The organism is Mycobacterium pseudoshottsii JCM 15466 (genome assembly GCF_003584745.1).
Classification (GTDB): domain Bacteria; phylum Actinomycetota; class Actinomycetes; order Mycobacteriales; family Mycobacteriaceae; genus Mycobacterium; species Mycobacterium marinum.
This window is the reverse complement of record NZ_AP018410.1, coordinates 2,109,391-2,132,460: the sequence shown is the minus strand read 5'-3', so window position 1 is coordinate 2,132,460 and position 23,070 is coordinate 2,109,391. Positions and strand designations below refer to the sequence as shown.

At 65.3% G+C, this 23,070-nt stretch carries 22 protein-coding genes and 2 pseudogenes; 3 read left to right on the top strand and 21 right to left on the bottom strand.

All coding sequences use genetic code 11. From position 1 onward, the window contains the following. Positions 1–5 precede the first annotated feature (5 nt). The 8 genes and pseudogenes from MPSD_RS30740 to dapB form a co-directional block, all read right to left on the bottom strand. Entirely contained in the window at positions 6–413 is a 408-nt protein-coding gene (locus MPSD_RS30740) for a PE/PPE C-terminal domain-containing protein (RefSeq protein ID WP_412176902.1), read from the bottom strand. 282 nt (positions 414–695) lie between these two features. Beyond that, a pseudogene (locus tag MPSD_RS30735) lies at positions 696–1,004 on the bottom strand (PE family protein); the annotation flags it as partial. 298 nt (positions 1,005–1,302) lie between these two features. After that, complete coding sequence (locus tag MPSD_RS09650; protein WP_020788019.1) at positions 1,303–2,850, bottom strand: class I adenylate-forming enzyme family protein; 1,548 nt, start codon at positions 2,848–2,850, stop codon at positions 1,303–1,305. Between the two features lie 99 nt (positions 2,851–2,949). Next, positions 2,950–4,057 (bottom strand): annotated as a pseudogene (locus tag MPSD_RS09645) (PPE family protein). A gap of 170 nt (positions 4,058–4,227) precedes the next feature. Then, a complete protein-coding gene (locus MPSD_RS09640) occupies positions 4,228–4,509 on the bottom strand; it encodes a hypothetical protein (RefSeq protein ID WP_232022802.1) in 282 nt (93 codons plus the stop codon). 75 nt (positions 4,510–4,584) lie between these two features. Next, a complete protein-coding gene (locus MPSD_RS09635; protein WP_085981912.1) occupies positions 4,585–4,986 on the bottom strand; it encodes a flavodoxin family protein in 402 nt (133 codons plus the stop codon). Positions 4,987–5,036: 50 nt separating this feature from the next. Continuing rightward, a complete protein-coding gene (locus MPSD_RS09630) occupies positions 5,037–5,501 on the bottom strand; it encodes a hypothetical protein (protein WP_011740195.1) in 465 nt (154 codons plus the stop codon). Positions 5,502–5,508: 7 nt separating this feature from the next. Next, complete coding sequence (dapB, locus tag MPSD_RS09625; protein WP_012393728.1) at positions 5,509–6,246, bottom strand: 4-hydroxy-tetrahydrodipicolinate reductase; 738 nt, start codon at positions 6,244–6,246, stop codon at positions 5,509–5,511. A 103-nt stretch (positions 6,247–6,349) separates the two neighbouring features. Between dapB and MPSD_RS09620 the strand changes: the two genes are divergently transcribed. Next, on the top strand, positions 6,350–7,687 hold the full coding sequence (locus MPSD_RS09620; RefSeq protein WP_015355286.1) for an HNH endonuclease signature motif containing protein: 1,338 nt from the start codon (positions 6,350–6,352) through the stop codon (positions 7,685–7,687). A 6-nt stretch (positions 7,688–7,693) separates the two neighbouring features. On the opposite strand, the gene MPSD_RS09615 is transcribed toward MPSD_RS09620, so the two are convergent. Then, entirely contained in the window at positions 7,694–8,782 is a 1,089-nt protein-coding gene (locus tag MPSD_RS09615; protein ID WP_015355285.1) for an NAD(P)H-dependent amine dehydrogenase family protein, read from the bottom strand. 5 nt (positions 8,783–8,787) lie between these two features. Next, positions 8,788–9,813: a Rieske 2Fe-2S domain-containing protein gene (locus MPSD_RS09610; RefSeq protein ID WP_020788024.1), complete on the bottom strand. Its 1,026-nt coding sequence runs from the start codon at positions 9,811–9,813 to the stop codon at positions 8,788–8,790. A gap of 123 nt (positions 9,814–9,936) precedes the next feature. Between MPSD_RS09610 and MPSD_RS09605 the strand changes: the two genes are divergently transcribed. Continuing rightward, entirely contained in the window at positions 9,937–10,578 is a 642-nt protein-coding gene (locus MPSD_RS09605) for a TetR/AcrR family transcriptional regulator (protein WP_012393724.1), read from the top strand. 5 nt (positions 10,579–10,583) lie between these two features. Here the strand turns inward: MPSD_RS09605 and MPSD_RS09600 are convergent, their stop codons facing one another. The 5 genes from MPSD_RS09600 to aldR form a co-directional block, all read right to left on the bottom strand. Continuing rightward, positions 10,584–11,666 carry a PDR/VanB family oxidoreductase gene (locus tag MPSD_RS09600; RefSeq protein ID WP_020788025.1) on the bottom strand — a complete coding sequence of 361 codons (1,083 nt, stop codon included), beginning with the start codon at positions 11,664–11,666 and terminating at the stop codon, positions 10,584–10,586. A 13-nt stretch (positions 11,667–11,679) separates the two neighbouring features. Beyond that, positions 11,680–13,440, bottom strand: a complete 1,761-nt coding sequence (locus tag MPSD_RS09595) for an SDR family oxidoreductase (protein WP_020788026.1) — start codon at positions 13,438–13,440, stop codon at positions 11,680–11,682. Between the two features lie 5 nt (positions 13,441–13,445). Next, positions 13,446–14,363, bottom strand: a complete 918-nt coding sequence (locus tag MPSD_RS09590; protein WP_020788027.1) for a metal-dependent hydrolase — start codon at positions 14,361–14,363, stop codon at positions 13,446–13,448. A 104-nt stretch (positions 14,364–14,467) separates the two neighbouring features. Then, positions 14,468–14,932 (bottom strand): SRPBCC family protein, encoded by a 465-nt coding sequence (locus MPSD_RS09585; RefSeq protein ID WP_011740188.1) that lies wholly within the window; start codon positions 14,930–14,932, stop codon positions 14,468–14,470. A 28-nt stretch (positions 14,933–14,960) separates the two neighbouring features. Then, the gene (aldR, locus tag MPSD_RS09580) at positions 14,961–15,476 is read right to left on the bottom strand and encodes an HTH-type transcriptional regulator AldR (protein ID WP_015355280.1); all 516 of its coding nucleotides are present in this window, start codon (positions 15,474–15,476) and stop codon (positions 14,961–14,963) included. Between the two features lie 117 nt (positions 15,477–15,593). On the opposite strand from aldR, the gene ald reads away from it, so the two are divergent. Then, on the top strand, positions 15,594–16,709 hold the full coding sequence (gene ald, locus MPSD_RS09575; RefSeq protein WP_086085009.1) for an alanine dehydrogenase: 1,116 nt from the start codon (positions 15,594–15,596) through the stop codon (positions 16,707–16,709). A 76-nt stretch (positions 16,710–16,785) separates the two neighbouring features. Here the strand turns inward: ald and MPSD_RS09570 are convergent, their stop codons facing one another. The 6 genes from MPSD_RS09570 to rpsO form a co-directional block, all read right to left on the bottom strand. Next, positions 16,786–17,820 (bottom strand): nitronate monooxygenase, encoded by a 1,035-nt coding sequence (locus tag MPSD_RS09570; RefSeq protein WP_020788030.1) that lies wholly within the window; start codon positions 17,818–17,820, stop codon positions 16,786–16,788. Positions 17,821–17,824: 4 nt separating this feature from the next. Continuing rightward, positions 17,825–19,141, bottom strand: a complete 1,317-nt coding sequence (locus MPSD_RS09565) for a M16 family metallopeptidase (RefSeq protein ID WP_086085008.1) — start codon at positions 19,139–19,141, stop codon at positions 17,825–17,827. Then, positions 19,119–21,407, bottom strand: a complete 2,289-nt coding sequence (locus tag MPSD_RS09560; RefSeq protein ID WP_012393717.1) for a polyribonucleotide nucleotidyltransferase — start codon at positions 21,405–21,407, stop codon at positions 19,119–19,121. Before MPSD_RS09560 ends, MPSD_RS09565 begins: the two co-directional genes overlap by 23 nt. 370 nt (positions 21,408–21,777) lie before the next feature. Next, positions 21,778–22,176: an SMI1/KNR4 family protein gene (locus MPSD_RS09555; protein ID WP_012393716.1), complete on the bottom strand. Its 399-nt coding sequence runs from the start codon at positions 22,174–22,176 to the stop codon at positions 21,778–21,780. A gap of 56 nt (positions 22,177–22,232) precedes the next feature. Beyond that, positions 22,233–22,766 (bottom strand): LppU family putative lipoprotein, encoded by a 534-nt coding sequence (gene lppU, locus MPSD_RS09550; RefSeq protein WP_015355276.1) that lies wholly within the window; start codon positions 22,764–22,766, stop codon positions 22,233–22,235. A gap of 11 nt (positions 22,767–22,777) precedes the next feature. Then, positions 22,778–23,047, bottom strand: a complete 270-nt coding sequence (gene rpsO / locus MPSD_RS09545; protein ID WP_011740180.1) for a 30S ribosomal protein S15 — start codon at positions 23,045–23,047, stop codon at positions 22,778–22,780. Between the last annotated feature and the right edge of the window lie 23 nt (positions 23,048–23,070).

Below are 23,070 nucleotides of genomic sequence, written 5' to 3'. Positions count from 1 at the left end.
GGGGATCACACGACAACTTGCTTGGGCATGACGGTGGGTTTGAATCCATAGCGTGGCCCGGCAAAGCCCCCGCCCTTGCCTGCTACTGCCATTCCCGGTCCACCCGGCATCGCCGCTATTGGCCCGGATTCCTCGGGTACGGCCCAGCCGCTGCCGTCCAGCGCCGTGGTGCCAGAGGTCAGCGCGGGCGCGGCGCTGGACCAACCGACCGGAACCGACAACTTGCCCACCCCGGCGGCCTGCCCCAGACCCGCCTCAACGCCGGCCCCGCCGAAGCTCAACGGCGCCACCGCATGCCTTAGGCCCGCCGCGGGCGCGAGGGCTGGGGCAAGATCGGCAGCCACGGGCGCGCCCGCGGTCTCGATGGCGTTGAGGGTGTGGCCGAGGAAGACCGAATTGGGGATGGCCGCCATGACGAACCATGCCGCGGTGTTGACCGCACCGTTGATGGCGTTCTGCAGGAAGGGTGTCCCCAGCACGCTGCTGATGTCCTGAACCAGGGTGCTCAGCCCGGTCGCATCGACCAGTGATGCCGCCGGGGATGCCAGACCCATGACCGCCCCTGGCACGTTGGTGATCAGATTGCCCAGGCCCACCTGCTCGACAGTGGTGGCCGCGGCGGCCTGGCTCACGGCGGCCGCCTGGCTTGCCAGCCCGGCCGGGTTGGCGATCTGCGCGGGCGTGGTCAAAGGATTCAGCGTGCCGGCGGCCGCCGACGAATTGGCCGTCTCTGCGGCCGCATAGGTGCCAGCGCTGACCCCGAGCGTTCTGACGAACATGTCGTAGAGGGTCGCCGCCTCGGCGCTAACCTGCTGATACAGGGTTCCGTAGGCGGTGAACAGTGACGCCTGCAGCGCCGACACCTCGTCTGCTGCCGCGGGAATGACTCCGGTCGTGGTCGGAGCCACGGCGGCCACGTTCTCCGCATCCATCGTCGCACCGATGGTCTCCAGCTTGCCCGCCGCTGCCGCCAGCTCTTCGGGCTGTGTAGTCAGAAAAGACATCTATTGCTCCTTCCTTGTGAAACATTCCGGCTCATTGCCGCGACCGAATTTCCTGTACATTTGCTGAACACTTTCTGAATATTTTCCGATTGGCTCCTGTGCACTGAGATAAGGCTAGTGATATGCACCCCCGCACTTCCGGCCCAAAGACGCAGGCGAGGAATCCATTTACGGTTTCTTAACGCCGACGCCGACAGCGCTAACACTGTCCATTCGAGCGTGTCACCTTGGCACGGCCGACCGCACCGAATTGAGCCTTGTGGCGAAAAAATTTCTGCGGGCCGTGCGCGCGCGTCAGTCACCGCAAGGCCGCGCCCCACTGGATCTGCTCGCGAAGCTTGGCCTTGAGCAGCTTGCCTCCGGCGTTGCGCGGCAACGGATTGGTCACCACGGTCACGTATTGCGGGACTTTGAAGTCCGCGAGCTGGGCCCGACAGTGTTGCAGCACCGCGGCCACATCGATCGGGTCGGCGCCCCCGAACAGCACCGCTCCGACCTTCTCCCCTATCACCTCGTCGGGCACGGCCAACACACACTCGTCGGCGATGCTGGGCGCGGACAACAACACGGATTCGACCTCGACACTCGAGACGTTCTCCCCACCCCGGTTGATGATGTCTTTGAGTCGATCGATGACGTGCACCCGGCCCGCATCGTCGACGCGGACCACGTCACCGGTATGCAACCAGCCGTCCACGATCGTCGCCGACGTGGCCTCCGGCCGATTCCAGTAGCCCGCCGTCACATTGGCGCCACGCACCACCAGCTCGCCTACCAGCTCACCTGGACCGGTCCCGCCGTCGCGCAACGGAATTACCCCCAGGTCCACCGAAGGAACCGCATATCCGACCGAATCGGCGTGCTCGACGGCCTCCGGGTCGGGCAGCACGGTCATCAGCGAGGCGGACTCCGTCATGCCGTATCCATTCAACACCGTGGCCCGCGGAAACGCTTCCTTCACCCGCCGCACCAGCGACGGCGCTATCGGCGCACCCCCGTAGCAGACCTGGCGGACTCCCGAAACATCGGCAGCGCCAAAATCCTTGTGCCACAGCAGTAAAGAATACACCGCCGGAACGGTCACCAGGAGCGAGATCCGCTCTGCGAGAAGCGTTACGAGCGCCTGGTCAAGGTCGAGTGCAGGCAGGATCACCGCGACGCCGCCAAGCCGGGCGGCCGTCAACAGCTGTGAGTTACAGCCTGTCACATGAAACAACGGTACCGTGATCAGGGTGCGCAGTTGCTCACCGAGATCCGTCGCCAATCCGAGACATCTGAGCCCGTTCTCGGTGTTGGTCAGGAACGCCTCGTGGGTCGTTGGCACGCCCTTGGGGTGTCCGGTGGTGCCCGACGTGTAGAACAGCGCTGCGACATCACGCCGGCCGAGTTGCTCGGTCACATACGGATCGCCATCGGGCAGCGCGTCCTGTGGTGCCAGGTCGATCCGTGCCCCGCAGTCGTTTAGCACGAATTCGACCTCGGGGCGGGCCGAGCGTGTGTTGACCGCAACCGCGATCCCCCCGGCCATCAGTACCCCCCAAAATGCCAGCACCCAATTGATGCCCGCCGGGTATCGCACGGCCACCCGGTCACCTGGTTTCAGGCCGTCGGCCCGCAGCCCTCCGGCCACTCGCGATGCGCGGCACCACAACTGGCGGTAGGTCAACCGGTCGCCACCGACTTCGATCACCGCCATGGCGTCGGGACGGCTGTCGAACTGCTCGCCGAGCATTTCCAGCAGGGTGGCCGGCAGTTCGTCGTAGCGCGCGACGCCGTTGCGATCGACGCAAACCCCTACTCGCGGGAACGGGTTGTGGTCGCGGGAGATTTCGATGACCGAACTCATGTCCCAATCCTTTTGCTACTACATCAGCGCTCACCGGTGTCGTTGTTGCCCCATATCAACAAACGGTAGGAGCGGCCGGCTGCGTAGTCCAGGTTCAGGTCAGACGAGGACTTTCTTCGGCATCACCCTCGGTTTGACTCCGTACCGCGGGCCTGGCCGCGCACCAGCACCGTTGGTGCCGGCGACCATCCCCGCCGGGCTCGGCACGTCCTCGTCGGGAACCGCCCAGCCCGTGCCGTCGGAGGCGGCGCCGCCGGTCGCAGCCGGTGCCGCGGTAGTCCAGCCCACCGGCACCGACAGCGCACCGACCGAGGATGCATCGCCAACGCCCGCGGAGGTGACCGTTTGGGCCAGTGCGGATCCCGCCGCGGCCGCCGGGGCGACCCCGCCCGCGGAGGTTGCGGTATTGGCGCTGGTCTGCAAGGTCAGCAGATTGGCAGCGATCATGGTGGCATAGTCCGCGGTCGCGCCCAGGCCGTGAAACGCGGACTCTACGAACCGCGGAATATCCAGAAAGATGATGTCCTCTATGAAAGCGCCGAGTGACGTCACATGCGGTGAGGATGTCACGGGAGCCGACAGGCTCATGACCGCATCGGAAACCGTGCTGATCAGGTTCTCGAAACCCGCCTGCTGCACCGAAACAGAGGCGGCAGCGTGGCTGACCGCGACCGCCTGGCTGGCGATCCCGCCCGGATTGGTGGTCTCCGACGGCCGGGTCAGTGGATTCAGTCTTACGGCACCCGCGCAAGAGGCCGCATAGCCGTACATGGCCGACGCGTCTTGGGCCCACATCTCGCCGTAACGTGCCTCGGTAGCCGCGATAGCCGGCACATTTTGCCCAAAGATGTTGGTCGCCATCAGTGCCGCCAGCCGCGCTCGGTTCGCCGCAACCTCGGCCGGGGGCACTGTCATGGCGAATGCGGTTTCGAAGGCGGCCACCGACGCCGCGGCCTGCGCCGCAGCAAGTGCTGAGGATTCAGCGGTGTAGCTCAACCAGGCCAGCAACGGCTGTGCCGCGGCGGCCAGTACCCAACCACTGATCGGAACTGAGCCGGGTGATGACCGACTCGATGGCGGACGCGGCGGTGCTCAGCTCGACAGCGATGTCGTTCCATGCCGCCGCGGCCCCCAGCAGCGGAGCCGCTCCCGCGCCGAAGTACATGCGCGCGGAGTTTATCTCCGGAGGTAGAGCTCCAAAATCCACTTGGGATTCCATTTCTCGTTCTAGCCGGGGATATTGGCGTTCTGTGCTCCAGGTGTGCCATCCATTATCCAACAGCCTGCCCGCCAATGCGGGCTCAAGCGCGCCGATTGCAGCTTCTTATTGCAACGCACTCGAAGTTTGCCTGCACCCGAGTTCCTTGCCGGACACAATTACCGTCTCGGCGTAGGTGTCGCCGATTGTGCGAGCAGGAAGTCCGCGCAGCGCTCTCCGATCATGATCGAGGGGGCATTGGTGTTGGCGCGGGGAATGCGAGGCAGCGCCGAGGCGTGGCTCCCCATCGCGACGCTGCAAGCGGGATGGCGGGTGGTGATCGCGGTTTCTCGAATGCATGCCTTCACATCGGAACCCGGGCCTGGGAGAAGTTCAGGCCCGACAGCGGATGCGATCGGCTCGGTGGCGACGATTTCCCTTGCCCGTTCCAACGCGCGCACCAGCGCATCGACGTCGTCGCGCTCGGCTCGAATGCCCCTGTCTTGGGATCGGCGCGCATCACGGCAGCACGGGACTCACTCCATCAATTGCGCGGCGACCGTCGCGCCGAGGTTCCAACACGCCTCGACATCTGCCTTGGTCGGCTTACCCATCACCACGACGGTCTCCGCGGCCTTTACCCACCCGAGTCCGGCGGTGATGCCGTCGATGGCACGTAGGGCTCCCTCGGTGCCCTCATTGCCGTGCATCCAGGCCCCGAAGGGCCGACCTCGCGTCGAGTCGAGCAATTGGTAGTAGGACTGGTCAAACGCGTGCTTGAGCGCGCCCGAGATGTAGCCAAGGTTCGCCGGGGTGCCCAGCAAGTACCCGTGCGCCTCCAGCATCTCTACCGGTGAGACGGTCAACGCGGGCCGCCGGACGACCTCCACACCCTCGATCTCAGGGTCAGTCGCCCCGGCCACCACCGCCTCGAACATCTCCTGGCAGTGCGGCGACGGCGTGTGGTGCACGATCAACAGTCGCTTGCTCACTGCCGCGCCTGCAGTTCGACAGCGGTTCTCATGGCTTCGCGGGCACGGCGGCGGTCCCCCGCGTAATCGTAGGCACGGGCCAGCCGGTACCAGCGCCGCCAATTTTGCGGGTCCTCTTCCAACTCGGCGCGCATCGTGTCGAACAACGCGTCAGCCGCATCGCGCTCGATCCGGCCCGACGCGCGCCGCGGCAGCCCGTCGGCGTCGAGTTCTAGTCCCTCTTCGGCGATGAGGCGGGCCAGCTTCTGATGCGTGAATCCAGCTCGTAGCGTCGCGACCATCGCCCATAACCCGATCAGCGGCATGATCAGCAGCGCCAACCCCAGCCCCACCGCGGCCGCGCGACCCGAGCCGATCATCGCGAACGCAAGCCGGCCGAGCATGACGAAATACGCCAGTAGGGCTACGCACATGAAGGCAATCAGCACCTGAACACGCACGGTGCGCACAGTGTCACTCATTGGTCACTCACTGCAGGTTGAGCAGCGGCTCAATACCTATGGTCAGGCCGGGACGCTCCCGGACCCGACGCACCGCCAGCAGCACACCGGGCACAAACGATGTCCGGTCCAGGCTGTCGTGGCGGATTGTGAGCGTCTCCCCCTGCGTACCGAACAACACCTCCTGGTGAGCGACGAGTCCGGCCAAGCGCACCGCGTGCACCGGGATCCCGTCGACGTCGGCGCCACGAGCTCCCGGCAGGCTGGTGCTGGTGGCATCGGGGTTGGGCGCCAGGCCTTCCCGCGCCTCGGCGATCAACTTTGCGGTACGGGTGGCCGTGCCCGATGGTGCGTCCGCCTTTTGTGGATGATGCAGCTCGATGATCTCAGCGGAGTCGAAGAACGGCGCAGCCTGCTTGGCGAAATGCATGGATAACACCGCCCCGATAGCAAAATTCGGCGCGATCAACACTGCCGTGCTTGGCTTTTTGGCCAGCCATGATTGCACCTGCTCGACCCGCTCGGCGGTGAAACCTGTGGTTCCGACCACGGCGTGAATTCCATTGTCGATCAGGAACTCCAGGTTGCCCATCACCACGTCGGGGTGGGTGAAGTCGATGACGGCCTCAGTGTTTGTCTCGGTCAAGGTACTCAGTGGATCACCGGCGTCCACCTCGGCGGACAGGGTCAAGTCCGCAGCGGACTCGACCGCCGAAACCATCGTCGCACCGACTTTTCCCTTGGCTCCCAATACGCCTACTCGCATGGCCTTCACCCTAGACCCGGCACCGTCATCCACAGTCCGGCGTTCATCCACAGCGGCCGTTGACCGCCGCACCCGTGTTGCCGCACACACATAGAATTCGAACATGTATTCGATATCCGCCTTGTTGGACGCGCTGGACGCGGCGGTGGCGGCGATCGGTGAAGCCGACCTTGGCCACCTCGAGCCCGCCGCTCGGCTGCGCGCGCTGCAGCGGCTGGAGAACGCGCGACGACGCCAAGCGGTGGTCAGCCACGACGTGATCGCGGGCCTGGCCACCGAAGATCCGGCCGACATCGGCGGCCCGGTCTACAAGGTGGTCGCCGACTGGCTGCGCATCAGCTGCGCCGAAGCCCGTCGCCGGGTTCACGATGCCCAACAACTATCACCGCGCATCACGCTGACCGGCCAACCGCTGCCGGCGGAACTGCCCGCCACGGCACAGGTGTGGCGCCGGGGCCTGCTGGATGGCCAGCACGTAAAGGTCATAGCGGCCTTCGTGCGCGATCTCCCCCAGGACACACCGGCCAACACGGTCAGACAAGCGGAACAATTTCTGGCCCGGCAAGCGGTGCAGCTGCGGCCCGACCAACTCGAAAAGGTCGCCAACCGCGCCGCGGTGCTGATCAATCCCGACGGAAAGTTCTCCGACGCCGACCGGGCCCGCCAGCGTGGCTTTACCTGGTGCGCTCAACGCCCCGACGGCATGAGCATCGGCAAACTCATCGCCACCCCACAACTGCGTGCCCATCTCGATGCATGGCTGGCCCGGTTCGCCGCACCCGGAATGTGCAACCCCGATGACGAAACACCCTGCGTCAAAGGCGAACCCACCGACGAGGTCACCGACAAAGATCTGCGCAGCCCCGCCCAGCGCCGCCACGACGCCCTCAACGCCCTGCTCGACGGCCGGCTAGGTGATCCAAAACTCGGTGCCCACAACGGATTGCCGGTGACGGTCATCGTGTCGACCACGCTGCGGGAACTGACTTCGGGCACGGGCCGCGCGGTGACCGGCGGTGGGACGTTTGTGCCCATGCGCGACGTGATCCGGATGGCCAGCCGCGCATATCACTACTTGGCAGTTTTCGACGAACATTCAAATCGCCCCCTGTATCTCGGACGATCTCGCCGACTAGCCTCGGCCGATCAGCGGCTGGTCCTCTACGCGCAGGACCGCGGCTGCACCCACCCCGGCTGCGACGTGCCCGGCTACTGGTGCGAAGTGCACCACACCGACGAGTGGGCGGCCGGCGGCCCAACCGACGTCGACAAACTCACCTTTGCCTGCAAGCCCGATCACAAGCTGGCCGGAAATGGCTGGCAAACAACGAAACTCCCCAACGGACGGACCGCATGGATCCCGCCCCCACAGCTCGACCGCGGCGCACGCACCAATGACTACCATCACCCCGAGCGCCTCTTCGACGACGGGGGGCCCTGACCGGGGCTAGTTCTTGAACCGCCCGGCAAACCCGCGCAATGGAAGCTCAGCGCTGGTGATCAAGCCGGGCCGTGCCGCCACCACCGACTTGATCGAGTTGAGGGCGGGCATGCCGGTGACCGTCATGCCGATGGAGGCGAAGTTGTCCGGGTTGGACAGGTCCACACCGGCTTTCGGGAAGATCATGTGCTTGTTGTAGATGCACGGGTCACCCTTGATCTGGGTGATGTAGCAGCCCTTGATGTTCCAGCTCGGGTCGGTGTGCGGCGTCATCTGCCACTCCAGGTGTGTCTCCACCCGCGGCACCCCGCCGACCATGCCCTGATACTTGAGATAATTACCGCCGAGTGAGCCCTTGGGCAGCGTGTACCAGCCCAGGTCGACGTCCTTGGTGCAGGCCCCGAGTTCGTAACTGAACTTGACCTCGTCGAGCGGCAAGTCGAAACAGTCCGCCATCATCAGCACGCTGTCGGCGAAGACCCGCGTGTACTTCTCCAGCTTGGCCGGAATGTCCGGGTCATCAACCGGTTGACCGTAACCGACCTCGATCCAGGTCTCCTTGGAGTGGTGGCATGACACGTCGACGGACTCGATCGTGGTGACGTTCTCGATCTCGGCCACATCAGCTGAGCACACCACACCCAGGATCTGGTTCAGGCCGGGGTTCATGCCGGTGCCGTAGAACGTGGCGCCGCCCTTTTCACACGCCTCGGCCAACAGCTGCGTCACCGGCTTGCCCGATGGATGTGGATGGTTGTGATCGCGGTGCCACCCGGTGATCCAGTCGGCGGTGGTGACGATATTGATGCCCGCCTCGAGCACTTTGACATAGAGGTCTTCGTCGGGGAACACACCGTGAAACGTGAGCACATCCGGCTTGGCCGCGACGATGTCGGAGACGCTGCCCGTGGCCGTTACGCCGATCGGGCCGATACCGGCCAGTTCCCCGGCATCTGCGCCGACCTTGTCTGGCGAATAGCAGTGCAGCCCGATCAGCTCCAGGTCGGGCCGGGTTTGTAGCCGTTTGATCATCTCGCGACCGACGTTGCCGGTGGCGACCTGAAAGACCCGAATCGGTTGGGGCCGTGCACTCATTCGGTTCAGCCTTTCTGCAACGCTGCATACACCTCGGCGGCGCTGCCGCCGATGCCGTCGGGATAGAACTGCTTGGCCCATCGGCGAATTGCGGTGAATCCGGCGAGTTCATCAGTGGTTAGCGCTGGCGGGTCGCAGTAGCGCTGATGAGCCCAAATCTGGATGTCTTGCTTGAACTGACGGATCACTTCCCGGCCGAATTCGGCAGTTTTGAGTTCGGCTCGGGCCGGATCCTTACCCGGGGTACGGCCGATGTAGACCATGAACCGGACATCGGAAGTGGATTCGTCGACCGGCGTGATCGCCGAAATGGTGCGATTGTCGACCATGCCCCAGCTCTTGGTGACCGCCACTCCCAGGCCGCCGTTGATCGCCTCCACGCCGCTGTTGATGTCCTCGATCTGCTGGCCGTCATCGCCTTCGAAGGTGATGGTGAAGTCGACGAAAGACACTGGGCCGTCGAAGTCGTGGCGGGTGAACACCGGCACTATCGGAGTGTTGTGCACGTACTTGAAGTGCGCGAAATCCACCCCGTTCTCGAGCACGTATTGCGGATGCAGTTCCAATGTGTGCCGGTAGAGGCGCTGCTGCGGATAGTAGTCGGCGACGCTGCTGCCATCGTTGAAGCCGGCGAACACATCCGGGGCGTCGAAGAACGGCGCACGGCCTTCGACATCGTGCCAAAGGTAGACCGACGCATTGCGCTCCACCACGGGATAGGTACGAATGCGGCGCCCTCGATTTGGCCGGTCCTGATACGGAATGCACACGTTGCGACCCAGCTGATTCCACTGCCACCCATGGAACGGACACTGCAGCACCTCGCCAACGACCTTGCCGCCGTAGCCGAGGTGGGCGCCAAGATGTTCGCAATAGGCGTTCATCACGGTGAGCTGGCCCGACTCGGCCCGCCAGGCGATCAATTCCTGGTCGAAGTACTTCATGGTGCGTACGTCACCCACGCCGATCTCGTCGGACCAGGCGACCTGGAACCATCCGGTCGGCTTCATCGACAGCGGCGGCTTGGCCATCTGAGCAGTCCTCCTTGGCGGCTTCGTACGAATGATAGGCCGCCCCGCCAAAAAATCACAGCACCTTCTATGAAAATGTGGATTTGCCCCTACTGCCATCGCGACAGCCGATACCATCGGCACATGACTCGGGCCGGAGTCGCAGGCAGACGCCCCAACCGGCGCGGCAACGCCACCCGCGAGAGCATGCTCGAAGCGGCGCTGACGTCACTTGCTTCCGGGGATCCGGGCTCGGTTTCGGCCAACCGCATCGCCAAGGAGATCGGCGCCACCTGGGGTGCGGTGCAATACCAGTTTGGCGACGTCGACGGTTTCTGGGCCGCCGTACTGCACCGCACCGCCGAGCGGCGTGCGGGGTCGATGTTGGCATTGTCGAAGCCGCTGCAGTCCGGCCGGCCCCTGCAGGAGCGAGTTGCCGCCGTCATCGAGACCCTGTTTCACGGCCTGGCATCGGCCGATTCACGCGCAATAGAGAACCTGCGCGCCGCGCTGCCCCGAGACCCAGGCGAACTCGAGCGCCTCTATCCCCGCACCGCGGCCGAGCTGTTCTCCTGGGGCAGAAGCTGGCTCGAAACGTGCCAGAACGCCTTCGCCGATCTCGATGTCGACCCCAACCGGGTGCGTGAGGTCGCCGCCCTCATTCCCGGCGCGATGCGCGGGCTGGTGTCAGAGCGACAACTGGGTTCCTACGCCGACCTCGAGCTGGCACGACGCGCGCTCACCAATGCGCTGGCGGGTTACCTGAAGAATTCTCGAACACCCTGAGTCGCTCAGGCGTCGATGACGACCCGAGCGCTGTGCCCCCGCGAAACACAGACCAGCATTTCGTCGTCCCCCTGCGCCGCCCGGCCACGGTGATCAACCTGTCCGGCAAGCACTTTGACCTTGCACGTGCCACAGAATCCCTGTTGGCAGGAGTACGCGGTCGTCGAATCGTGGTCGAGCATGACGTCCAGCGCTGTCCGATTCGCCGGGATGCTCAGCACCTCGCCGGTGCGCGCGAGCTCCAGCTCGAACGGCACCCCGTCCACGACCGGCGGCGGGCTGAATCGTTCGTAGTGCAAAGGTGCACAGGGATATTCAGCACGCGCCGCGCGTACCGCCTCCAGCATTGGGGGTGGCCCGCACACGTAGACGGCCGTCTTCGGTCCGGCGCCGGCCACCAGATCTTCCACTTGGGCAAAGCGCCCGTGTTCGTCGTCGGCCCACACCGACACCCGCTCCGGTGCCATAGCCACGAGCTCATCGAGTAGGGGCATGTACTCGCGGCTGCGACCGGCATACATCGCGCGCCAATTGACGCCGCGCTGGTGGGCCAGCGCGACCATCGGCAGAATCGGAGTCACCCCGATACCGCCGATCACAAAGAGCATGTCGTGCTCGGCAGCACCGAGATAGAACGCGTTGCGCGGCCCCTCGAAGACCAGGATGTCTCCCGGTTGGTAAGCGGCGTGCATCTCGATGGAACCGCCGCCCCCGTCGGCGATGCGGCGCACCGCGATGCGGTAGTCGGTGCGGCGCCCCGGTGGGCCGCACAGCGAATACTGGCGGCGCCGGCCAGAGGGCAGCTGCACGTCGATGTGCCCCCCGGGTGACCAGGACGGAAGCAATCCGCCGTCCGGGTCTGCCAGGGTCAGCGCGACCACGTCGGGCGCGACGAGCTCGCGCTCAACCACCCTGGCGCGATGTGTCCGGCCCACCGGCGTTACCCGCGACGGATTCCACCGCGAGAACCGGGCGAATCCACCGAACATGGTGCGCACACCCCACAATGCGGTGGCAAAGCGATCCCGGTGGCTGCGACCGTACAGATCGGCGGGCCTGCTGGTCCAGCTGCTCTCCGACACCGCCATATCCCCCAACTTTCTACCGCTGCCGGATGTCCAAGCGTGCGAACATCCGAATCATCGACGGGCTGATGCGCCGCATCGCGTAGCCCACCTTGGATTCCGCGGCCACCGGCAACACGGCCGGCCCGGACCTGATGGCCTTCACGATCGCCCTTGCGGTCGCTTCCGGGGTGAAATTACGACGCCGATAGGCCGCGTCCGCCTTCTGCCGGGCGCGCTCTTGTTGCTCGGTCGACATCCCGGCGTAGACAGTGCTCTTGGCGATGTTGGTGTTGACGAAGCCCGGGCACACCGCTGTGACGCTGATGCCTTCGTCGGCTAGGTCGGCGCGCAACGCTTCGCTGAACCCCAGCACCGCGGCCTTGGTGGTGCTGTAGGCGACCATCGATTTCGACGGGAGATACGCGGCGGCCGACGCGATGTTGATGATCGTTCCGCCCTGACCGCGCTCGACCATCTGGGCACCGAATGCTCGGCTCCCGCTGATGACGCCACCGACATTGATCCCCAGGATCGCGTCCCAGTGCTGCGGGGTCGTCTCCAAAAACCTGCCCGCCATCCCGATTCCGGCGTTGTTCACCAGGATGTCGACGACACCATGTTCGTCAAGGACTTGCGCGGCAAGGTCGTTCATCGCCGTTTCGTCGCTGACATCGACCTGGTACACGGCCGCCGCCGCGCCCGCGGCGCGCACCTGTGTTGCGCTCTCGTTGGCCGCGGCAAGGTCACGGTCGGCGATTATCACCATGCGGGCGCCCTGGCGCGCCAGCTCCACCGCGGTGGCTCGGCCGATGCCCGCACCCGCCCCGGTGACCAAAGCGAGCTGACCGCGCACCTCACCCGGGCCCGCGCGCACCACGGTCGCCGCGGCGTCGCCCGTACCCGCAACGACCCGGTCCACCCAGTCGGCGGTCAGCCGTGCGACCACGTCCGGACGCGAGGTCACCACCCAGTGCCCGCCCTCGATCGGGACCACCCTGCCGCCGCCCGGAATCGCGCCGGTGAAACGTTGCAGAGCCGGCGTCACGAACATGTCTTTCCTGGGCACCAACACCTGAACCGGCACGCTGGTCTGCGGGAGTGACGACCCATCGGTGACAAATCCGGCGGGCATGTTGGCCCGATAGAGGTTGAGCGCGTTCACATAGTCCCCGATCGAGCGCGGCGTCTGACCACGCTGACTGCGGGTGCTCGATTGACCGATGCGCTCAAACGCCCCAACGAGTTTCACCCCGATGCCGGAACGGAAGAAGAGTTCCGGCACGACCGGGCACAAGAAGAACCCGATGTATCCCGAACTGGCAAGCTGCCTGGCAACCTGGGCCGCCGAGCGGGGGGTGCGCCCCGAGCGCAGGAACGCACCCGCGTACTGCAGGTGCGGGCCCGAGATAGAGGTAAATGAGGCGACCTTTTCCATGACCGAGTCGGCGGTCACCGCGGCCCAGCCCTGAATCGAGCCCCAATCGTGTGCCAGCAGGTGCACCCGATCGACGCCCAGGCTGTCGATCACCGCGCCGGTGTCAGAAACCAGCTGTTCCAGCCGGTACCCGGAACGACTGGCAGGACAGGATGATTCGCCGGAGCCGCGCACGTCATAGGCAACCACGTTGTAGCGATCGCCGAGCAGCTCGGCCACCGGATCCCACAGGTGGTGGTTATCGGGCCAGCCGTGAACGGCCAAAATGGTCGGGCACTGCGGATCTAGCGGCGTGTAGTGATACACAGCCAGGGTGGCGCCGTCGGATGCGGTGATTCCCGTTCGCGAAGCGGTGTTCATTGGCCTCAGTGCGACGCCCGGGCGGCGGGAGAGACGGCCAGGTAGTCGACGGCCCGCTCGAGTCCACCCAACTGCGAGGGGTGAAAGCCCGGCTTGTAGTAGTCGCCTACCACCCGGATCAGTCGCCACGGGCCGGGCGTCAGACCGCGACGCGCGGACCTGACGTAGTCCCGCCACCGTGGTTTGGTGCCCGGCGCCAGCAGCGGATCCACCGTATACATGAACCGGACCCCGCGAATCCACAGCAACAGCATCACCGGCGTCACGGCCAGCTGCGCACGCACTTGCCGCCAATACCCCGCGCGCAGGTGCTTCACGGTGTCGAACGCCACCGCCTTGTGCTCGACCTCTTCTGCGCCGTGCCACCGGAGCATGTCCAGCATCACCGGGTCGGTGCCGACCACGTCGAGTTGCGGCGAGTTCAGAATCCACTCCCCCAATACGGCGGTGTAGTGCTCGATTGCCGCGATGAAGGAGACCTGCTCCAGCAGCCAGCGGTGCCGTTGTCGCGGATTGCGTCCCGGCTTCTCCGCCAGCAGCTTCCCGAACAGCCACCTGATCTGGTCGGTATAAGGCGTCACGTCCACGCCCTGGGCCTCGAAGTGGGCCAGCACACCGGAGTGTGCCTGGGAGTGCATCGCCTCCTGGCCGATGAACCCCTGCACATCCAGCCGCAGCTGATCATCCTTGATCAATGGCAACGTCTTCTTGAAGACCTCGACGAAGAATTCCTCGCCGGCGGGCAGCAGCAGGTGCAGCACGTTGAGCACATGGGTGGGCAGCGGCTCGTTGGGAACGTAATGAAACGGCAGGTTCGCCCAGTCGAACTCGACATCGCGAGCCTCGAGAACGAGACGCTCGTGGTCGGCCGCACCCGATTCTCCAGAGTGCGGCCCCACTGCGCGGTTATCGACGGTGAACATAAGGCCCCCTTGCCTTGGACGTTTACATTAACGCCTCATATGTCGCCTCAATAGACAACTCGTGCTCGCAAGTATAGTGATGCAATCCCCCGATGGTGAAGAACTCAGTCGCCAGCCTCAGCACGTTGCTTCAGGCGCTGCAGCGTGGTCGCGATGTGCTCGGCGTTTGTCGCGGCCCGATCCTTGACCCCGGTCGCCAGGCCGGCCACCTTGCGGAACCACCCGGGCCGCCGGTCCCAGGTGCTCTCGGTGACCCGGCAACCGCCATCGGCACCGACGATGTCGTACTGCCACCGCGACACCGGAATGAAGATGGAGTGGACATCGAACGCGAAGATCCGGCCCGGTTCCGCGTCGGTCACCGTGCAGGTCGTCTTCCAGCGCCGGCCACCGTTTCGGTTGTGGCCGACGAACACGGCCCCCTTACCGACTCCATCGCCTTTCTGCAGTTCCATCGCCACCGCCTCCTCGGCCAGCGACGCCAGTGTCCTCAGGTCGGTGATCAGTCCGTACACCCGCTCGGGGGTGGCATCGATCTCGACAGTGGCCGCCACAGAAGGCTTGGTCATTGGGTGATCATAACCAGGGCGGACCGGCCTAAAGGGGCGCGGCCCCGCGTAGATGTTCGAAGATCAGCGACGTTTGGGTGCCCGCGACGTTGATGTCCGCGTTGAGGTTCTCCACCACAAATGAGCGCAGGTCATCGGTGTCCCGAGCGGCGACATGCAACAGAAAGTCTTCGGCACCGGCCAGGAAGTAGACATCCATCACCTGTCGCTTGCGGCGGATCTGCTGAATGAAGCTGCGGATCTTGCCACGGGCGTTGGCCTGCAGGCTGACCGAGATCATCGCCTGCAGCGGTTGGCCCACCGCGACGGGGTCGATATCGGTGTAAAACCCGCGGATCACGCCGAGATCGACCAGTCGGCGAACCCGGCCGTGGCATGTCGAAGGCGCGATCCCGACCGCCTGGGCCAGGGCATTGTTGGTGATCCTGGCATCGCCATGCAGCAGCAGCAGGATCTTGCGGTCCATGTCGTCAAGCACAGCGGGCCGAACATCCTTCGGCGAGTCTCCCTCTCGGCCGCTAGATCCCGTTAGGTCATCAGACATGCATCCACATTACAGAATTATCATCAGTGTAATTGCATAACTTCCGAAGTTTTTTCACACTTATGGAACCGCGTCACACAAGCCCGTCAAACCCCCACCAAATCGGCAGGAGCGAATATGCGAGTCGGTATTCCAACCGAAACCAAAGACAACGAATTCCGGGTTGCGATCACCCCGGCCGGCGTCGCCGCCTTGACCAAGCGCGGCCACGAGGTGCTGATCCAGGCCGGCGCCGGAGAAGGCTCCGCCATCTCCGACTCCGACTTCAAGGCCGCCGGTGCCCAGCTGATCAGCACCGCCGACCAGGTGTGGGCGGATGCGGACCTGCTGCTCAAGGTCAAGGAACCGATCGAGTCCGAGTACGGCCGGCTGCGCCGGGGCCAGACCCTGTTCACCTACCTGCACCTGGCCGCCTCGCGCCCCTGCACCGATGCCCTGCTGAAGTCCGGCACCACGTCCATCGCCTACGAGACGGTGCAGACCGCCGACGGCGCATTGCCGCTGCTGGCCCCCATGAGCGAGGTCGCCGGGCGCCTGTCCGCCCAGGCTGGGGCCTACCACCTGATGCGCACCCACGGCGGTCGCGGCGTGCTGATGGGCGGCGTCCCCGGCGTCAAGCCTGCCGACGTCGTGGTGATCGGCGCGGGCACGGCCGGCTACAACGCCGCCCGCGTCGCCAACGGCATGGGCGCGATGGTCACCGTGCTGGATGTCAACATCAACAAGCTCCGCCAGATCGACGCGGAGTTCGGCGGTCGCGTCCGGACCCGCTACTCGTCGACCCTCGACCTTGAGGATGCGGCAGTCAACGCCGACCTGCTGATCGGGGCCGTGCTGGTGCCCGGCGCCAAGGCACCCAAGTTGATTCCGAACTCGCTGGTAGCGCGGATGAAGAAGGGTGCCGTGCTGGTGGACATCTCCATCGACCAGGGCGGCTGCTTCGAGGACTCCCGGCCGACCACGCACACGTCGCCGACGTTCACCGTCCACGACACGGTGTTCTACTGCGTCGCGAACATGCCCGGCGCCGCGCCCCGCACGTCGACCTACGCGCTGACCAACGCGACCATGCCCTACGTGCTCAAGCTCGCCGACCTGGGTTGGCAAGCGGCCTGCCTCTCGGATTCCGCACTGGCTAAAGGCCTTTCGACTCACGAAGGCGCGCTGCTGGCAGATCACGTGGCCGCCGACCTCGACCTGCCGTTCACCGACCCGGCGAGCGTGCTCGGCTAACCGAATCACAACCGACGCTGGCCACCTGCCCACCATGCAGGTGGCCAGTGTCGCGTCGGGGGCCGTTGGGCCGGACCTACAGCGACCACACGTCCGGCGCCAGGGCGGCAACGATGTCGGCCGCCGGTCCCGCCTGGGCCGCCCGGTAGGCCGTCCCCGCCCACAGGTTTGTTCCGTGGGGGTCGTCCGCCTCGATCGCCGCCGCCCGGATGGGCTTGGTCATCTGATTGACCTCCGGATAGCCGAGCGGCGCGACCCGGTCAAGCAGTCGAGTGAAGTTGTTCGCCAGCCCTCGCGCATAGCGGCCGGAGAAAGCACGGGTGACTAGCGTGGAGTCGAACTCCGGGTTCTTCAGGGCAACTCGGTGCACCGAGCTGGTACCCGCTTCATCAGCAAGCAACAGCGCCGTCCCCACCTGTGCAGCAACCGCTCCCCTGCGCAGCACGGCTGCCACTTCGTCGGCGGTACCAAGACCGCCCGCCGCGATCAGCGGCACATCGTGGGTACGGCCGATGTGATCGAGTAGTTGGTGCAGGGACTCCTCGCCCGGCTCCGTATCCGGCGCGAACGTACCGCGATGCCCGCCCGCGCCGGGGCCCTGAACCACCAGGTTGTCAGCGCCGGCCGCGATGGCCACCCCGGCCTCATAAGCCGACGTCACCGTGACCGAAACCAACAAACCCAGCGCACTGAGCTGGCGGACCACATCGGGCGGCGGCGCACCGAAGGTGAACGACACCAGCTCCGGACGAATGTCGGCCACGACTTCGAGCTTGCGTTCCCACTCGTCGTCATCACCGTGAATGGGTTGTCCCACCTCGACGTGGTAGTACTCGGCGACCTCCGCGAGTTCTTCTGCGTAGTACTCCAGCTGCAACCAGTCGGCGACGCTGGGCTGGGGCACAAAGATATTGGCTCCGATCGGGCCGGTGGTGGCGGCCCGCGCAGCGGAGATGTCATCGGCGAACTGGTCGGCGGTCCGATACCCGCCAGCGACGAAGCCCAGCCCGCCCGCGTTCGACACGGCCGCGGCCAAGGCCGGGGTTCCTGGGCCGCCCGCCATCGGAGCACCCACGATGGGTACCGCGATGTCCCAGAAACCCAGTACCATCGACCTAATTTACCATCGCTCGAAGTTGTTGCGGCAGCTGTCGTTTCGAGGTATACGGGCCGAGAACCGCGGCGCCGTATCGTTTCACCAGCAGCCGGCGGGCCAGTGCGTTGACCTCGTCGACCGTGACCCGATCGATTTGCTGCAAAGTGTGTTCGATAGCGCGGTGCTTGCCGTAGTTCAATTCGCTGCGGCCGATGCGGCTCATTCGCGAGCTGGAATCCTCTAGCCCCAGCACCAGCCCGCCACGCAGCGAACCCTTGGCAATACGGCATTCGGACTCGGTGATGCCGTCGCGTGCCACCGCCTCCAGCACCTCTCTGGTCACGCGCATCACTTCGGCGAAACGTTCCGGAAGACAGGCGGCATACACCGACAGCGCTCCACTGTCAGCGAAGATGTCCAGCGCCGAATAGACCGAATAGGCAAGACCGCGGGACTCGCGGATCTCCTGGAACAGCCGCGAGCTCAATCCGCCGCCGAGCGCGGTATGCAGCACCGACAAAGCCCAGCGGTGCTCCCAGCCACGTCCGGGCGTGCGGACTCCCAACGACACGTGGGTCTGTTCGGCTTCCCGGTCCGCCAGCACCAGCTGCGGGGTGCCGTTGACCCGGCCCGTGCCTTTGCGCGGGGCGACGGGCCGGCGGCCGCGGACCAAGCGTGGCCCGAAGTGCTCGCGCACCAACCCGACCACCTGGTTGTGGTCGACATTGCCGGCTACCGCGACGACCATCCGATCCGGTGTGTAGCGGCGCATGTGAAACGAGTGCAGCTGGGCTCGCGTCATCGCCGAGACGGATTGCGTACTGCCGATCACCGGCCGGCCGACCGGATGGTCACCGTACATGGCCGTCAAGAACATGTCCGCCAGTGCGTCCTCGGGGTCATCGTCGCGCATCGCGATCTCCTCGAGAACGACGTCACGTTCCAGCTCGACATCGTCGGCGGCGCAGCGTCCGTTGAGCACCACGTCGGCCACCAGTTCCACGGCCAGCTCTAGGTCGTTGTCGAGCACGTGCGCGTAGTAGCAGGTGTGCTCCTTGGCGGTGAACGCGTTGAGCTCCCCACCGACGGCGTCCATCGCCTGAGCGATGTCCACCGCGGTGCGGGTCGGGGTCGACTTGAAGAGCAGGTGCTCGAGGAAGTGCGCGGCACCGGCCACCGTCGTGCCCTCGTCCCGCGACCCGACCCCTACCCAGACCCCGACCGACGCGGAGCGCACCGCAGGCAGGTATTCGGTGACGACCCGCAGACCGCCCGGCAGTGTGGTGCGGCGCAGTGCCGGGACGGCCGCAGGGTCAGCTGCTTGCCGTGGCGGCATCGGCCGGCGCCGGGGAATCGGCGGCCGCCGCAGCGGCTGAATCGTCGTCCTCGGCCACCAACACCAGCGAGATCTTGCCGCGCTTGTCGATGTCGGCGATCTCCACCCGCAGCTTGTCGCCGACATTGACGACGTCCTCGACCTTGGCGATGCGCTTGCCCTTGCCCAGCTTGGAGATGTGCACCAGGCCATCGCGACCGGGCAGCAGCGACACAAAGGCACCGAAGTCGGTCGTCTTGACCACCGTGCCCAGGAACCGCTCACCAACGGTAGGCAGTTGCGGGTTGGCGATGGCGTTGATCTTGTCGATGGCAGCCTGAGCCGACGGCCCGTCGGTGGCGCCGACGAACACGGTGCCATCGTCCTCGATGGAGATTTGCGCGCCGGTCTCCTCGGTGATCGAGTTGATGACCTTGCCCTTGGGCCCGATCACCTCACCGATCTTGTCCACCGGAACCTTGATGGTGGTCACCCGAGGCGCGTACGGGCTCATCTCGTCGGGCGTGTCAATGGCCTCGGCCATGACCTCGAGGATGGTCAGGCGCGCATCCTTCGCCTGGGCCAGCGCACCGGCCAGAACCTGCGACGGGATCCCATCGAGCTTGGTGTCCAGCTGCAGTGCAGTGACGAAGTCCTTGGTTCCGGCGACCTTGAAGTCCATGTCACCGAACGCGTCTTCGGCGCCCAGGATGTCGGTCAAGGTGACGAAACGGCGCTCGGTCTTGCCGTCCACCTCGACATCGTCGGACACCAGGCCCATGGCGATACCGGCCACCGGCGCCTTCAACGGCACGCCGGCGTTGAGCAGCGCCAGCGTCGAAGCGCACACCGACCCCATCGAGGTCGAGCCGTTGGAACCCAGCGCTTCGGATACCTGGCGAATGGCGTACGGGAATTCCTCAACGCTGGGCAGCACCGGCATCAGCGCCCGCTCCGCCAGCGCACCGTGCCCGATCTCCCGTCGCTTGGGCGAACCGACCCGGCCGGTCTCACCAGTGGAGAACGGCGGGAAGTTGTAGTGGTGCATGTACCGCTTGGTGGTCTCCGGCCCCAGCGAGTCGATCTGCTGCGCCATCTTGACCATGTCGAGCGTGGTCACGCCGAGAATCTGGGTCTCACCGCGCTCGAATAGCGCGCTGCCGTGGGCCCGCGGAACCAGGGCGACTTCGGCCGACAATGCGCGGATGTCGGTGATGCCGCGGCCGTCGATGCGGAAGTGATCGGTGACGATGCGCTGCCGTACCAGCTTCTTGGTCAGCGAGCGAAACGCGGCGCCGATCTCTTTTTCCCGGCCCTCGTAGGTGTCGGCCAGCCGTTCGAGCACCTCGGCCTTGATTTCCTCGGTGCGCTGGTTTCGTTCGGCCTTACCACCGATGGTCAACGCCGCGGCCAGTCCATCGGTAGCCACCGAGGACACCGCGTAGTAGACGTCGTCGCCGTATTCGGGGAACACCGGATATTCGGCACCGGTCTTGGCGGTGGCCCCAGATGCGTCGGCCAGCTCCTGCTGCGCGGTGCACAGCGCCGCGATGAACGGCTTGGCCGCTTCCAGACCCTGCGCGACCACGCTCTCGGTCGGCGCCGGGGCGCCACCCTCAACCAGCTCGATGACCTTGTCGGTGGCCTCGGCCTCGACCATCATGATCGCGACGTCGGGCGTGCCGTCTTCCTCGGTGCCGACAATCCGTCCGGCAACCACCATGTCGAACACGGCGCGCTCGAGCTGCTCGACGTTGGGGAATGCGACCCACTGGCCGTCGATGAGGGCCACCCGCACGCCCCCGACGGGACCGGAGAACGGCAGCCCGGCCAGTTGGGTCGAGGCCGACGCGGCGTTGATCGCCACCACGTCGTACAGGTCGTTGGGGTCCAGGCTCAGGATCGTCACCACGACCTGGATCTCGTTGCGCAGTCCGTTGACGAACGACGGCCGCAGCGGGCGGTCGATGAGCCGGCAGGTCAGGATCGCATCGGTGGAGGGGCGGCCCTCACGACGGAAGAACGAACCGGGGATGCGGCCGGCGGCATACATCCGCTCTTCGACATCGACGGTCAGCGGAAAGAAGTCGAAATGCTCTTTGGGGTTCTTGCTGGCGGTGGTCGCCGACAGCAACATGTTCTCGTCGTCGAGGTATGCGACCACCGAGCCGGCAGCCTGCTGGGCCAATCGGCCAGTCTCGAAACGGATGGTGCGGGTGCCGAAGCTCCCGTTGTCGATGGTGGCGGTTGCTTCGAACACGCCTTCTTCAGTTTCAGCTACAGACATAACGTCCGTGCGGCCCTCTCTGGGTTATTCAGCTGTTTCGCGGCGTCACACGCAACCCGATGAGTTTGCAGGACTCCTCGCGGACCCAGATGGGCCGGCCTGGATGCGGCTACGGCCGTCGATCGAAGCGGCCGGACTTTCCCCAGATCCGGGGTGCCCGGCAGCCACTACCGAAGACCGCCCGATACAGGCAGGGCTGCTCCCTCGGACATACGTAGCGACTCGCTGGAACGGCGCACGCGGATCTGCGTGAACCGCACCACAGTGCCTGGGCCGAATGGGCCCAGAACTTCCTCACTGTACACCGGCCAATTCGCCACGATGCCCGGCCATGATGGGAACCTGTCGACGATTATCGAGGGCTCCGGTTCTAAGCCAATTCCAGTTCCGTGAAATCGTCGGCGACCTTCTCGAGCTCGCCCAACTCGTGGTCCCAGCAGAAGACCTCGTCGCGCAATGCCGAACCATTCACACCAGGCAACAAGACGAGCCGGTCGCCGCAACCGTTGGCCCCAATGGCGACGGCGTTGACCGGAAAGCCGAACCATTCCTTGGAGCTTGCCGTCTCGCGGACAATGTCATTGCAGGTCCGCTTCAGCCGCTGTTTGTCGCTCGTGTCGAAGAAGGGGTGCAAGTCCCAGACGTCCGACGACGTCTCGACAGCCCCACCGTTATCGGCCATCATCTTCGCCCGGAACGCCGCGGGGAAGGTAACTCCGAGCTTCTCCTCGGTGTCGAGGATGTACTTCTCAGCGACCGGGAAGGGCATCAACTTCTCCTGATGGAACGATCAAATTCTCCTGATGGAACGATCAAACTCACCCACTACGTCTGGGAACTGCCGCCGACGTCCTCCACACAGACAACGAACCGCCGTTCGGTGTAGGTGTAGCCCACACCGCTGGCGCACTGATCCACGGTGACCGGGGATGCGACATCTTGGAGAATCTGGGTGGCCCGTTGCCGGTGCGGCGCCGACGCGTCGTTGCAGCCCACTCGAAACGGGTCGGTCTTGTGGTCCGGGTCGACACTCATACAACTGCCCAGCACCCAGTCGACGTCCAGGCACAGGGTGCTGTTTGCGCCGCCCAGCACGTTGCGGCTGGAGTACGACGAATCCACGTCGGCCGGGCACTCCGTGTGGTCGGTCCCATCCTTGGCGACGGCAACGACCTTGAAGTTGGAGTCCTCGCTGCCGCACGCAGCCTTGGTGGCCTGCGGCCGGTCCGGCGGTCCGGCAAGTTTGAGGCAGTCACCCACCGCCAGGTCGGCGGCCTTGGTGGTTGACGAGCAACCCACCAAGACGCCGGATGCCGGCACCGCCAGAACCATCAGCACGGCCAAGAACAAGGCGCGCATCGCGCCGGGGGTCAGCGACGCAGGCCCAGACGCTCAATGAGCGAGCGATAGCGCTGCACATCGATCTGGGAGATGTACTTGATCAGCCGGCGCCGGCGCCCCACCAGGAGCAGCAGTCCACGCCGCGAGTGGTGGTCGTGCTTGTGCACCTTGAGGTGCTCGGTGAGGTCAGAGATCCGCTTGGTCAGCAGCGCAATCTGCGCCTCCGGGGATCCGGTGTCGGTCTCATGAAGACCGTAGGAATTCAGAATTTCCTTTTTCTGCTCGGCAGTCAGCGCCACGAAACATCTCCATCAATTGGTCC

Coding starts and splice junctions, on each gene's coding strand:
- MPSD_RS09630 (WP_011740195.1), bottom strand. CDS start 5,501: ATGAGTGACACTGTGCGCACCGTGCGTGTTCAGGTGCTGATTGCCTTC.
- MPSD_RS09605 (WP_012393724.1), top strand. CDS start 9,937: ATGACTCGGGCCGGAGTCGCAGGCAGACGCCCCAACCGGCGCGGCAAC.
- MPSD_RS09635 (WP_085981912.1), bottom strand. CDS start 4,986: ATGTTCGAGGCGGTGGTGGCCGGGGCGACTGACCCTGAGATCGAGGGT.
- MPSD_RS09600 (WP_020788025.1), bottom strand. CDS start 11,666: ATGGCGGTGTCGGAGAGCAGCTGGACCAGCAGGCCCGCCGATCTGTAC.
- MPSD_RS09565 (WP_086085008.1), bottom strand. CDS start 19,141: ATGCCGCCACGGCAAGCAGCTGACCCTGCGGCCGTCCCGGCACTGCGC.
- MPSD_RS09615 (WP_015355285.1), bottom strand. CDS start 8,782: ATGAGTGCACGGCCCCAACCGATTCGGGTCTTTCAGGTCGCCACCGGC.
- MPSD_RS09570 (WP_020788030.1), bottom strand. CDS start 17,820: ATGGTACTGGGTTTCTGGGACATCGCGGTACCCATCGTGGGTGCTCCG.
- MPSD_RS09610 (WP_020788024.1), bottom strand. CDS start 9,813: ATGGCCAAGCCGCCGCTGTCGATGAAGCCGACCGGATGGTTCCAGGTC.
- MPSD_RS09650 (WP_020788019.1), bottom strand. CDS start 2,850: ATGAGTTCGGTCATCGAAATCTCCCGCGACCACAACCCGTTCCCGCGA.
- MPSD_RS09555 (WP_012393716.1), bottom strand. CDS start 22,176: ATGCCCTTCCCGGTCGCTGAGAAGTACATCCTCGACACCGAGGAGAAG.
- MPSD_RS09620 (WP_015355286.1), top strand. CDS start 6,350: ATGTATTCGATATCCGCCTTGTTGGACGCGCTGGACGCGGCGGTGGCG.
- dapB (WP_012393728.1), bottom strand. CDS start 6,246: ATGCGAGTAGGCGTATTGGGAGCCAAGGGAAAAGTCGGTGCGACGATG.
- lppU (WP_015355276.1), bottom strand. CDS start 22,766: ATGCGCGCCTTGTTCTTGGCCGTGCTGATGGTTCTGGCGGTGCCGGCA.
- MPSD_RS09590 (WP_020788027.1), bottom strand. CDS start 14,363: ATGTTCACCGTCGATAACCGCGCAGTGGGGCCGCACTCTGGAGAATCG.
- ald (WP_086085009.1), top strand. CDS start 15,594: ATGCGAGTCGGTATTCCAACCGAAACCAAAGACAACGAATTCCGGGTT.
- MPSD_RS09560 (WP_012393717.1), bottom strand. CDS start 21,407: ATGTCTGTAGCTGAAACTGAAGAAGGCGTGTTCGAAGCAACCGCCACC.
- MPSD_RS30740 (WP_412176902.1), bottom strand. CDS start 413: ATGGCGGCCATCCCCAATTCGGTCTTCCTCGGCCACACCCTCAACGCC.
- MPSD_RS09585 (WP_011740188.1), bottom strand. CDS start 14,932: ATGACCAAGCCTTCTGTGGCGGCCACTGTCGAGATCGATGCCACCCCC.
- MPSD_RS09595 (WP_020788026.1), bottom strand. CDS start 13,440: ATGAACACCGCTTCGCGAACGGGAATCACCGCATCCGACGGCGCCACC.
- aldR (WP_015355280.1), bottom strand. CDS start 15,476: ATGTCTGATGACCTAACGGGATCTAGCGGCCGAGAGGGAGACTCGCCG.